Raw genomic sequence first — 13,126 nt, forward strand, 5'->3', positions numbered from 1 at the left:
AGTGGCCGGTTCTCGCGCATCAAGAGATAGATAGCGCCTCTTCACTAGGTGCTTTTTCTTGAGCAACTCCTGAAGCTGGAGTCTGATAGTCGTGATGAGCGTCGACGCCAGACGCTGTTACGCCTTTAGGGTTTGCCAGTGGTCAAGATGCTGGAGCAGTTCGACTTCAAGTTCGCCAGTGGCGCACCTCGGGCACAGATACAGGAACTGGCGAGCCTGGCGTTCATCGAACGGAAGGAGAATGCCGTGCTTTTAGGAACTGTATGGAGGGGGCGCTCACCTGGCAGTTGTCCACAAAAGTGAGTGGTCATACGGCTTCAAACCGGATAACAAAACGGTACGCCTACCGTGTTATCTGGAGTCACCGTATGACCACCAACGAGAAAGTAGCACGTCGCAAACTCAGCTTGCTAGAATAACGTCAGCAAAGCCTGCAAGCTCATCGGTTACAGCCGTCAGCAGCTCTACGAAATCTGGCGCAACTACCAAACCTATGGCGCCGAGGGATTGCTCGACAAACTGCCCGGCTGTAAAGGGGCTCATCCCAACCGGGTCGCTCCCGAGATTGAGCAGGCCATCCTCGATTACTCACTGACTCCCTACCCATGGCCCGCTGCGGGTCGCGCAAGAACTGGCTCTGCAAGGTATCAACGTCAGTGCCAGTGGGTGTCGTGGCGTGTGGCTACGGCACGACTTGCTTCCAAACATGACCGCTTGTTGCAACTCGAGAAAACCTACCGGGAGCAGACCATTGAGCTCAACGACGAGCAAATTCGCCTATTATATCGCTTCAGCCCCGAGTTTCGTGAAAGCCAGATTGAGGTTCACTACACCGGGGAACTGGTGGCTGTTGACACCTTCTTCGTCGGCGCGCTCAAGGGGGTTGGCAAGGTGTATCTGCAAACCGTGCTGTACTGCTACAGCCGCCACGCCTGGGAGCGGCTCTACACAAGCAAGCTGCCGGTGGCCTCGGTCCATGTGTTCAATGAAACTGTGTTGCCGTTCTTCGAGGCTCACCAGGCGTGAGTCTATACCATCCTGTCGGACAACGGGCGTGAGTTCTGCGGACGCCCAGCCCATCATCCCTACGAGCTGTTCCTGCAACTGGGGGGGATTGAACATCAAACAACCAAAGTGCGCATGCCACAGTGTAACGGCTGTATCGAACCTGGCTGGATGAATACTTTCGTATCAAGGGGAGGAGAACCTGGTGTGAGTCGGTGGAACAGATGCAGACAGACCTGGACAGTTACCTGGAGCACTACAACGCCCAGCGGTCACATCAGGGCTGGATGATGGAGGGATAGACCCCCAACAGCATGTTCAAAATGGTTCTGTAATTGATACCGAAGGAAGTGCGGACTAAAGTAGCGTAAACAAGACACCGGTTTGAGGCCGGTGTCAGGTGATAACTAGAACTGTACACACTGAATACCTAGCTTGACTTGTTTCTAATATCAACAACCATTTTACAATATTGTCCGATGAGGTACTCCCAAAACGCACTTTTCTGATTTAATAATTGCCTCCATAATCTTGCACAGGTTTGGCCTTCATCATTGCTAAGAAAGCACTGAGTGGCCAATGCTTGCTGATTTCTTGCCAGCAATGCCATGGCGCTAAAATGGTGATAGGCAGAAAGGGAATAGTCCTTCTTTTCATATGCTACATATGCCAAAACCATAGATAATAATGGGTTTTTCAATGCGTCATCGTTTTGAAAGTAATGATACATGCTTAGAGCATCATCATACCTCTTATTGTAGGCAAGTAAAAAAAGAAGCCATGATTTATTCTCGAATGATAGTCCTCTGTATTTTTCATGCGCCATCATTTCATCTATTAGGTTGCCAAGCATTTCATCATGCCCACCATTAGCGATCATTCTTGATTGCATGGAGAAACGATACTCGTCCTGTTGTTCAGGTGCTGTTAGATGATATGTCTGCTTGTTTTCACCAACCTCTAGACTTTCTAACAACATATTAATGTGGTGAGCTGCAATAGTTGCCATCGAGTTGATATCCGTCAACTCAATCTCATGATGGTATTGTTTTCCATTTATATTGTGTTGTATAAGAAGCTGCATCATACTAGAATTGAGAATAATGCTAATGTTGAAATCTGTATCTTTATTCGATTTGTTTGATTCACTGCCAGGGCACAAGACTTGGTTCTGAGCGCCAGTGAAAAAACGTGGAGAGTATAAATTCACCACTGACATGTTGCTGAAATTTGATGCTGCATTAATTAGTCTGTAACAAAGCTCTAGCTCACTTATATTTGATGTGTTACTAGATGAATGAATACTATTGAACATTACCCTTACGACATCCTTTTTTCTTAATTCCTGGCGCGAAACGTTGCTTTCATTTGAAGCTTTAGTGTGGTGTGGTGCGGAAGTGAGGAATGCAATTGTACACAAGAGCAAAAGCAGCAAAGATAAAAGTAATCGCCTATATGTAATTTGGGTCAATGTTAAATTGAATTCTCGCAGAGCTTGAAGGCGTTGAGAGAAAGCAGATGAATTTTGAGTTTCGTTAGGCTTGTCAAACGGTGATGGCAATATCACTTCATGTGTTAATTCATTTCCACCATCATTAATAAAAGTATCTTTATCTTCATGGTGATATATGGCTGTGTCAATGAGGGTGATTGCGCCCCGCTTAATACTATACCCTTTCCTAGGGTAAGTCATAATAACATCCTCCATGCCAGAACCAAAATTCTTACAAAAGAAGGAGCGAATCATACCGATACGGTTAGTCACTACATTTTTTGAAATGAACTCATTATTCCATATGGAAATGAGGATCTCATGGGAAGATAGTGTTTTATCTGGGTTGTTAAGAAGAAGCTCAAATAAACTGGTCGATTTAGGGTCTAATGTGTATTTGGTGTTTTTAAAAACAAACTCTTGGCGTGCATAATCATACTCAACACCGGCCACAATAATTTTTTTGTTGTAGCTTTTTGCGTCGGAAATAAAACCCATATAAAACCCAGTGAATAATATAAGTTGAAGGCATTTACAAATAAAAAATAAGTTTCAAAGTGGTTCTGAAAACATAAAAGGCAGCATGATAAAAAATCAACTACTGAATGCCATATAGCAAGGTCTCGATTCAAAAATCAGTTCAGCCAATCCAGTCCCACATATCATTGAAATACAAGAAAGATTAACTCCATATGATGTATTTTACTGTGAGGTGACAAAATCTGCAACACGCTAGTATAAAGATATTTCTCATAACCTATTGAGTGTACAGATTTCGTTGACCACTACAAAAGGTGTTGTAGACCGAGAACCATGGGCCAGAAATGTTCTGGCAGATCTTGCCCAGGTGACCGGTGTAAAGTATCCAGAGAATGCCATCGAGCACCTGCGTGGCTTGAGAGTAGGGGCTAACTTACATAGTGGAATGGGAAAAGGGGCTCAATTAATGGGGTCAAATCCACTAACGAGTGGCATGGATGATTTATTGAATGTGGGAGATAGTGATCATACCTGGTCATTTGGCGCGGCTTGTCTCGTTTGGTGACTAATCGGGTTTCCCAAACTGGATTGAGCTATCTACTGCATAGTTTTGCTATTGGGAACAGCTAGTTGCATCCCGATGATATTGTTCTGTTCATACATTGATTTGTGGCACAACAGTAACTGTATGTAGCAGGTGTCATCAAGTGATATCCATAAATAAAATTTTTTTAATATAAATTATTTCAATTTATCGCTATATGAGCATATCGTATACCTCCCGTGAAGGCTAGCTAGTAACCAAAAACTAAAAAATCATATTAAACGACTTAAACGACTTAAACGACTTAAACGACTTAAACGACTTAAACGACTTAAACGACTTTGTTAAAAAGCGTGTTACACCTGTTTAGACTTACTTTAGAAAGTCTAAACTGGACTACTGATATGACATTCGACCCAAATTGATGATGCTTGATGTTATTTTTTAATCACAGCTATATCAAGTATTTAATGCAGTAAGGTGCATTGATGGTATCTACCAAAACGTGCGCTATTATGATGCTATATCATTAATTAGGTTTGGTGGTGAGTTTTGGCATTGAGCAATGTTAATAAAGTAATGCGAATAAGTGTGGCGACTTGTTGTGTTTGCAATACCCCTCCATATTTATAATGGAGTGAATTATTTGCATCCACCAGCATAACTAGAAGCGTTAAATTAACGAAAAGCAATCACTCTTAGCGACTGTTTTTGCGAAAATGGTTATATTTCATAACATTGAATTAACCTTTGAAAAAAGTTTATCCAGATCAAGGTATAGGGCGGAGTTTTTAATCTTCTGAATTTTGATTTACAATGTTTTTTATATTTCCATTATCACATGGCTTTCGTTATGCATGTGGAGTAAATCAATGCCACTGATATAATTGAGGCCATAACTAAACATTAAATAATGCGAAATCACTGTGTCTGCGTGTCTCTCTTCTGGTTGAAAGATGACTAAGGATTACTGTGGGAGAAGTCATAAGAAGATACGTCTAACTGGATAAATTATCACAAAATGTATCTCACGTAGCAAAATTCACCTCATAACGCGACTCAAGTTATTGACATGTAGTGTTATCTTTTACTATCACTGTTTTACTTTAGGAGAGGCTGATCGAAACTTTTGAAACTGCTTGAACATGCTTTTTAAAATTAATTTTTTGGATACACAGCATCTAATACCAGCCGAAATTAATTTCGTCACCACACAACAAATTTCACTCACAGGAACTTACTATGATCTTCTCGATTAAAAATAAACTTGTTCTAGCTATTGTGATCATTATTCTTATGATCACTGGCCTGCAAGTCTGGTACAACACCTCGCAATTACGTGAAGAGACTCGCAGGTTAGTATGGGACTCCGTTGACGTTGCCTCGGTATCCTATGTGCATGGTATATCTCGTTGGCTAGAATCACGTGCAGGCATGGTCACTTCAGTCAAAGAGGCATTTTTGCTGCAAGATGAGCCTCTGACCTATATGCTACAAGCAGAAAAAGCAGGTAAATTTGACCTCGTTTACGTGGGTACAGATAAGGGAAAAATGCTTCAGAGCCACTCAGTAGATCTCCCAGTAGGCTATGACCCGCGTCAACGTCCTTGGTATCAGGATGCCATCGCTGCGGGCAAATTGATTATCACTTCTCCTTATATAGATGCTGGTACCGGAAAAATGGTGATAACTATTGCAGAGCCCTTTGAACGAGGAGCCACTAAAGGGGTTATTGCAGGGGACATCAGTATCGAAGATCTTATTTCTGATATACTTGCGATCGAGTTGGACGGAACTTACACTATGTTGCTGGATAGTAATGGTACGATCATTGCTCACCCGGACAAAAATCTTTCGACCAAATCTAGTACTGAAATATTTCCAGAATTAACAGCAGCAAAAATTCAAGAGTTTGGTCATGATGGAACAATTTCTGAGCTAACTATCAAGGGTAAGCCAAGCGTATTTGACCTCACACAAGTCCCTAATACCAATTGGTACTATGGCATTGTTGTTGACCAAGATATTGCCTATACAGCTGTCAGTCGGATGGTCACCTCAGCCTTGCTACAAGGTTTGATCACTATTATCATTGTTGCGGGTTTCTCTTATGTCGCCATCAGCGGCTCTCTGGCTCCGCTTAAAACACTGGGTGAAGCGATTGCCGAGCTTTCCCGTGGGAATGGCGACCTCACTCGTCGCATCAAGATCGAGCGTGAAGACGAGGTCGGCGTTGTCGCCAAACACGTTAACACCTTCATCGAGCGGCTTCATGTGATGGTACTGGATATATCCAACTCCTCAGGCCAACTCAACCAGCAGGCCAAGTCCTCTCACAACATGGCTGAGAAAGCCAATCGGGGGCTCACTCGCCAGCAAAACGAGATTTCCCAGATTGCGACGGCCGTTCACGAAATGTCGGCCACTGCTGTCGAGGTAGCCGGCAATGCCGAGCAGACTGCCGAAGCTGCACGCTCTTCTAGCCGCAGTTGTGAGAATGGCAAACAGGTGATCGCCCGGAACCAGCGTTCCATCACCAATTTGGCGACTCAGGTCGAGCAGGCCTCCAGCATTATTCAAGAGCTGGAGAAGAACGCGCAGGAGATCAACACTATCCTCTCCACCATTCAGGGCATTGCTGAGCAGACGAACCTGCTGGCACTGAACGCCGCTATTGAAGCCGCACGAGCTGGGGAACAGGGCCGTGGCTTTGCAGTGGTGGCTGACGAGGTACGTGTGCTGTCACAGCGCACTCACAGCTCCACTGTCGAGATACGCAGCATGATCGAAACACTGCAGCGCAATACCCAGGGGGCAGTCAGTACCATGCATGAAGGGCAGTTGCTAGCCCAGAACAGCGTGGATGATGCCAACAACGCCACCCTGGCGCTAGAACAGATCACAGCCTCTATTAACCAGATCTCCGACATGGCGACCCAGATCTCCAGTGCTGCAGAGGAACAACGTGCTGTCACTGATGAGGTTAGCCGCAACATTCAGGCGGTGAAAGATGTCTCGGACGAGTTGGCTGTTGATGCCGACAGCTCACGCCATCTTTCCGAACAACTTAAAAATATTTCCGGTGAACTTAGTAATCAGGTAGGTATGTTCCGCATCTGATAATGTTTAGTCTTTAAATAGGTTGGCACTTTTTCAACTCGTTTTTCTCCATTTAGAACCCCCGATGCATTACATCGGGGGTTCTGTATTTGGCGCCGCTAAAAATGTGAGTTGATTCGAATTTCCTCATTTCTTGGGTGAATCGCCCCGACTTCTCTAGACACTTTTGAACCGTTCGAAATATTGCTTTTCACACTCTACTGGCGATAGCCCGTTGTTGAAACTGTTCCGACGCTTGGGGTAGTAAAACATTACAATGTAATCGAATACATCCCGCCGGGCCTCCTCGCGATCCGCATAGGATTTACGTCGGATCCGCTCGCGTTTTAGGAGCTGGAAGAAACTCTCTGCCACCGCGCTATCATGACAGTTACCACGTCTGCTCATGCTGGCCTTGAGCCGGGGCTCCCGCAAAAAATCCTGCCAGTTATAGCTGCTAAACTGGCTACCTTGGTCGGAATGAACCAACACTTCTTGCCCAGGTCGCCGTCGCCACACCGCCATCAGTAACGCGCTGATGGCCAGTTCTCGATCCGTTGCCTCATTGACCAACCAATGACTTGTCGTGAAAACAAATCCAATACCGCGGCCAGATAGAGCCAGCCTTCATGGGTTCGGATATAAGTGATGTCCGTTACCCAGACCTTATTTGGCTCAGTCACATCGAACTGGCGCTCAAGATGATTCGGTGCAACCACTGCCGGCTTGCCACCATAATGACCGGGACGGCGACGATAACCGGTTTGTGAACGTAAACCCTTATGACGCATTAATCGCGCCACCCGGTGTTTCCCGCAGGTCTCGCCCATCTCTCGCAGGTCATCCCGGATCTTGCGATAACCATAGACGCCCCGCTTTCTAGCCAACAGTGCTTGATCTGGCCCAAGAGGCGTTGGTCTTCTAGGTCTCTGGCAGATAAAGGCTGGTGCTGCCAGGCGTAATAACCGCTCGGGTGGACATTTATCATTCGACACAGTCTGCGGATGGGATATGTAGACGCGTGCTCCCGGATGAAGGTGTACCTTACCCTGACAGCTTGGCAAAGTACGCGTCTGTAGATTCAATTGATCAACGCAACAACCATGTGAAAACATGCAGGTGCGGAGGATTGTTGAATGAAGCGAACATTTACAGCAAAGGAAAAAGCGTTTGTTTTTGAGCTGTGGAAGCGCGGAACCGGCTTCAGTGAGATAGCGAAAATCCTGGATTCGAAACCCGGCACAATTTTCACCATGTTGAGGGACACAGGGGGCATAAAGCCTAACTAGCGTCGCCGTGCTGTGGCTCACCTGACACTATCTGAACGCGAGGAAATTCGTGCCGGTTTGTCTGCGAGAATGAGTATCCGTGCAATTGCGCACGCCCTTAACCGTTCTCCATCAACAATATCCCGGGAGGTTAAACGCAACCGTGGCAGACGCTATTACAAAGCTGTCGATGCGAATAATCGCGCTAGCCGCATGGCTAAAAGACCCAAGGCATGCCTTCTGGATCGGAATTCGCAACTGCGAAAACTGGTGCTGGAAAAACTCGAGTTGAAATGGTCTCCAGAGCAGATATCGGGGTGGATCAGAAGAACGATGCCCCGCCAGAAGGCGATGCAGATCTCTGCCGAAATAATCTATAAAACGCTGTATTTTCGCAGTCGGAGTGCGCTGCACCATTTGCTTGTCAAACATCTGCGTCGCTCCCACAGCCTGCGCCATGGAAAACGCCATACCCGCAAGGGAGAGAGAGGCACCATCAATATCGTGAACGGCTTTTCAATCCATGAGCGTTCCAGGCTCATCGATAACCGACGCTCTTTGGGTCACTGGGAAGGGGATTTGGTTGACCACTACAGAGGCAGGTAGCAGAGGCATTATCCGTTACCTCGAGTGCATCGAGTTTACGCAAAAAAAGTATCGTCCTCGGTATTGAATATATTTTATCAGTCGAGTTAATTGCTGAGGCTGGCAATTGCTCAAAATTCAAGAATGCACGCTAACTTTCAGCCTGATTGGGGGGGGGCAGCTAATACTAAACAGGGTCGGATATTTAAGCGCGGTAATAACAATTTGAGGGTGGAAGGGAACAACAGCGCTGACAATTCACATGAAGCCTGAATAATCATCGTTATGCGAATGGGGGGGAGGTTATCACCATCATGTGGTCCTTATCAGCTTGGGCAACAAGATTAGCTATGTTGCTGGAAAGTGCTGACATCTAGCAGGGATTACCAAGTGTATTCTAGCGCAAGCTGGTAGAACACATTCTCTGTTATTACTAACCAAAAATAGATGACATAAGCACTCACCCAACGACGTTACAGCTTGGCCAAAAAGCAGTCTCGCGTGACTGGTCGCTTTATTGGAGGGGGGGTTATTCATGCAAGATTTTTAAAGTGGTTCACAGACAGGTCAGATACATTAATGTAAACAACCTCAGTGAATTAGTTAGACCATACAGGTTTCGAGCAGGGCATATCATTCTAGTATGTCATTTCGGGCTCTGATAAGTGCAAACCTGTAAAAAAATGCTTCCAATTGTTTAGGGCATGGTTAGAAAGGAATTCATGAAATAATTATTGCCATTTCTAAAACTGCCATTTCTAGTTCTTTTTTCAGCGATGAATAGTTTAAATGATGTTAATTTCAGCTGGTTCGGTTCGATTTATTTTAAATAAAAATAAAAAATGCCAACGCTAACCGGTTAAGTTTTTGTTTTTTAAGGTTATTTATCTTTTATATTAATTTATTGGTGGGTTTTTGAGGGGGCTGGTAAATTATTCCCATCTAGAGCGTCAGGGGGGGGCGGTAAAACCAATCGACCAAATTTTGGCGCACGAGAAAAAATGAGTGTTTAATGTTGATATGGGCTTTCCGCCTGATAGGTGATGTAGGTGATGATGTTTATTTTAAGAAGTGTGATTGTTTTTTCTTTGGTTGTTGTTATGTGTGTGTGCGGTCTTTACTTTTTGCAAGATATGTTCTTGCAAAGCAAAGGTTATGCTCATCATGATGTTTCATTTGGGTTGTGGCATGTTGATTCAACAATGCTGATGCTTTTTTTTGTTATGATTCTTGTGGTGCCGATACTGTTCTTGGTGCAAGTGTGCTTAGATACAATGAATCCATCACAGTGCCTTCTTCTGGATGAGTATCTTTTTCTTGAAAAATGTATCGTTTGTTGTTTGGTTACGTTCTTTATGTGTTTATTTGCCTTTTGTGCAAGAGCGTTTTATATATTATCGACAAGCTAAGCATGAAGATTTTAATGGTTTTATATTTTGGACAGGTTTTCTATGAGATGTACCGTTAAAGCAGTGTCTGTGTGCTTGAGGGGATTGTTGATTTCATCTGTAGTGGTATTTTCTGCGTACGCTGAAGTGAAGCATTCCAAGAAGGATGAGCCTCAGGAAATAGTAAATGATGCCTGTCATGCATCCTACTATATTGTTCGGTATGGTGATACTCTTTATTCATTGGCGAACTCAAGGGGCTTTTCTGTTGAGTCATTAACTGCCTTGAATTTATCTTGTGGGGTTGTTTTTAAAAAAGATTCAATCAAAGTCGGTCAGAAAATATTTTTGCCAATAATTAGTGGTGTGCAAAGACATGAGTTACCAAATATTACTGCGGAAGGTCCAACCAGTTTAATAAGCCGAGTTGGGTTGACAGCTGAAAAAGTTGAGGGTTTCATTGCAAATGAATCCAGTAGGCTAGGGAATAAATACTCAGATCTTTCTTCACAAAAAATTGAGGTCGATGGCGCGGGGCTGCAGTCTAGGGAAAAAGAAGGCGATTATTGGAAATCAAAAGCTATCAGTGAGGCAACTCAACTAGTAAATGATAGTGTAAATGAATTTGTTGCAAATCAAGCGACGCGGATAGGTACGGCAAAGACAAATGTCAAAATAGATGAAAGAATGAAAGTGACATCTATTAGTGCAGATCTGCTAATGCCAATTAGTAAAACGGAAAAGAAGCTTGCTTTTGTCCAAGGTGGCATCCGTCATAAGGGGCAAGGTAGTCGTCTGATTGCAAATATTGGTATTGGGCAGCGGTATTTTTCAAATGAACAGATGTTTGGTTACAACGCATTTTTTGATCGTGATGTTTCACGCAAACATAACCGCCTTGGTTTAGGTGGGGAGGCGTGGGGAGATTATTACAAAACAAATGTCAATCTTTACGCGCCAATAAGTGGTTGGAAAGAATCGCCTAATATTAAAAATCATTTGGAAAAAGCTGCTTACGGTGCTGATATCCAAGCTACAGCTTATCTTCCGTCGTATCCACAACTTGGATTTAATAGCAAGCTAGAAAAGTATTTTGGTGAGAAAGTAGATCTTCTCTCAAATGGGCAGTTGGTTGAATCGCCCCATGCCTTGACTTTGGGTTTGGAGTACACTCCTATTCCTCTTGTGACCGTCAAGGCTGGACAAGTTAATACTAAAGGCCAGGGTAGCAGTGCTGATATTAGCTTGCAGATGAATTGGAATTTGGGTAAGTCTTTTGATGAAATGCTCGATTCTTCTAAAGTAGCGGCCTCTAGAAAATTAAGTGGCATGGCCATGGATTTGGTTGAACGTAATAATGATATCGTGCTTCAATATAAGGAGGTTGATACCTTTAATATAAAGCTACCTGACCAAATCAGTGTGCTGGAGCTGAGCTCTTTTGTACTTGAACCCGAAATTATCGGTGATGCAAAAGGATTGAGTTATACCTGGGAAGGTGAGCTATTGCAAACAATAGCAATCGATAATTTAGTTCAGCATGATCGCCAGCTAAAGATTGAGAGGATGCCCCCATTTGATCGTATGGGGGGGAATGACTATTACTTGACGCTACGTGTTACTGATCATAAGGGGCAGACAAAAAGTGCAATGACGCATGTCATTGTACAGGAAAATTCTAGTTTAGTGCCTCATGTTCGGTTAAAAGATAAATCAGTAGTATTAGCTAAGCATACGGTGTATGAAATTGACTGGTCTATTTTTGATCCTCGTAATCCATCTTGCCAACCTTGTGGTGTTGAAAATCTGGATTATGAAGTTGCCTTGGTAGTTGATGATTCATTGCGTCCTTATATGCAAGGTAGAAAAGTAATAGCTGCTGGCGAAGCACTCAAACCAGCAGTGGTAAAAATATCAGTGGTAACACCCGGAGGGTTTCAAATTGAAGATTCTATGAGTGTGGCTATCGCCGATGAGGAGAATGGGAAATTAACCTTGCTGGCGATAAAACTATTCAATTTGGATGGCACTCCTTATACAGACCCAGTGCTTCGTGTTGGTAAAGTGAAACTGATACCACATGTTGAGTTCCAAGGCGTGATTGCCGCAGGTGTTATTGGACATCAGTTTCACTGGGAGCGAAAATCTGTCAATCATGATGGGGATTGGGAAAAGATTGCTGATAGTCAGGGGGATGAATATGTTACCAGTGCGAGAGATCAAGGTTATGTATTCCGATTGGTTGCTTCAGTTGAAGCATAAAACCTTGGTTGTTATATAAATAGTGTCACCCTGAAATAAAGTAGGAATAGAGAGATGAAGTATAAATTGACAAAAAATGCATTGGCTATAAGTGTTGTTATGGCTATAGGAAGCGGACAAGTAATGGCGTTAATCTCCGAAGAGACTGCCATTATGATGGGGCATCCACCTGTAGGTAGCCTTGATGTCCCTTTGAAAAACCTTGCTGGAGCCCAGTTGGGGGCAGCAGACAAAATCAGACCAACCCATACCTTTGAAGTGCTTGATAGCCAGACAGATGAGGATGGTGATGATCGGCTCGAACAGGAGATCTATTACCAGTGGGTGAAGCCGGCAGCACCTACGGATACCACTGTGACGGTTGATAGTAGCAAGTGGATTAATTATCAGCGTGGTGATAAGGTCACCGTTACTCCTAATGAGATTGGTAGTCATCTGGTGGTTAAGTTTACTCCGAAAACGGTGGCTGGTACCTATCCTGATACAGGCGAACGGGTCTACTGGGCCACAGTCGCCAACGTGATTGAAGAGGGCAAAACGTATACACCCAATGGAAATCGTGGTGTAGTAGAAGGTAATACCATCATTCCGGAGCAAGCATTGACCAAAGTAGTGCCTGTCATCGAGTCTGGTGATACTTGGCGTTCGCTGCAGTCGAAGTATCCGGATCTTTATACCGAGGGCGCAGAAAACTCGCCGATCGTTCATGCTGTATGGAAAGCGACCTACACCTGCGTGCCCTCAATTGAGGCCTCGTTGTGTAATGACAGCACCAAATACAGTCACAAGTGGCGTTATGAGGAGTCGCCTGGAGTGTGGCAAGAGATCCCAGGGGCAACAGCGGCCCAGTACCAGGTTACACGTGAATATCAAGGTAAGAAATTGTCGGTTGAGGTTACCCCCAACCAGACCTTTATCGATGCTGTTGAATCCATGATCCGGGACGGTAAGTTGGTTAACTGATCGGCAAGTTGAGTGTCATCATTGCTGTGATGGCCCTGAC

5 protein-coding genes and 4 pseudogenes are annotated in these 13,126 nt (G+C 44.3%); 6 read left to right on the forward strand and 3 right to left on the reverse strand.

Annotation, left to right across the window (positions count from 1 at the left end):
* Positions 1 to 138: 138 nt before the first annotated feature.
* Both ACB035_RS10360 and ACB035_RS10365 read left to right on the forward strand, forming a co-directional pair.
* Entirely contained in the window at positions 139 to 303 is a 165-nt protein-coding gene (locus ACB035_RS10360; RefSeq protein ID WP_371167220.1) for an ATP-binding protein, read from the forward strand.
* Positions 304 to 368: 65 nt separating this feature from the next.
* A pseudogene (locus ACB035_RS10365) lies at positions 369 to 1,340 on the forward strand (helix-turn-helix domain-containing protein).
* A 95-nt stretch (positions 1,341 to 1,435) separates the two neighbouring features.
* On the opposite strand, the gene ACB035_RS10370 reads toward ACB035_RS10365, so the two are convergent.
* Together ACB035_RS10370 and ACB035_RS10375 are read right to left on the reverse strand one after the other, a co-directional pair.
* On the reverse strand, positions 1,436 to 2,995 hold the full coding sequence (locus tag ACB035_RS10370) for a transcriptional regulator (RefSeq protein WP_371167221.1): 1,560 nt from the start codon (positions 2,993 to 2,995) through the stop codon (positions 1,436 to 1,438).
* 292 nt (positions 2,996 to 3,287) lie between these two features.
* Positions 3,288 to 3,483: pseudogene (locus tag ACB035_RS10375) on the reverse strand (transposase); the annotation flags it as partial.
* 1,280 nt (positions 3,484 to 4,763) lie between these two features.
* Between ACB035_RS10375 and ACB035_RS10380 the strand changes: the two are divergent.
* A complete protein-coding gene (locus ACB035_RS10380) occupies positions 4,764 to 6,641 on the forward strand; it encodes a methyl-accepting chemotaxis protein (protein WP_371167222.1) in 1,878 nt (625 codons plus the stop codon).
* Between the two features lie 156 nt (positions 6,642 to 6,797).
* Here the strand turns inward: ACB035_RS10380 and ACB035_RS10385 are convergent.
* Positions 6,798 to 7,695 (reverse strand): annotated as a pseudogene (locus ACB035_RS10385) (IS3 family transposase); the annotation flags it as partial.
* Between the two features lie 61 nt (positions 7,696 to 7,756).
* Between ACB035_RS10385 and ACB035_RS10390 the strand changes: the two are divergent.
* From ACB035_RS10390 to ACB035_RS10400, 3 genes and pseudogenes are all read left to right on the forward strand, one after another.
* Positions 7,757 to 8,473: pseudogene (locus tag ACB035_RS10390) on the forward strand (IS30 family transposase); the annotation flags it as partial.
* Positions 8,474 to 9,924: 1,451 nt separating this feature from the next.
* Complete coding sequence (locus tag ACB035_RS10395) at positions 9,925 to 12,123, forward strand: inverse autotransporter beta domain-containing protein (protein WP_371167223.1); 2,199 nt, start codon at positions 9,925 to 9,927, stop codon at positions 12,121 to 12,123.
* A 54-nt stretch (positions 12,124 to 12,177) separates the two neighbouring features.
* Positions 12,178 to 13,086: a hypothetical protein gene (locus ACB035_RS10400; RefSeq protein ID WP_371167224.1), complete on the forward strand. Its 909-nt coding sequence runs from the start codon at positions 12,178 to 12,180 to the stop codon at positions 13,084 to 13,086.
* Positions 13,087 to 13,126 lie beyond the last annotated feature (40 nt).

Origin of the sequence: Aeromonas sp. S12(2024) (assembly GCF_041402305.1) — a bacterium.
Lineage (GTDB): Bacteria > Pseudomonadota > Gammaproteobacteria > Enterobacterales > Aeromonadaceae > Aeromonas > Aeromonas veronii.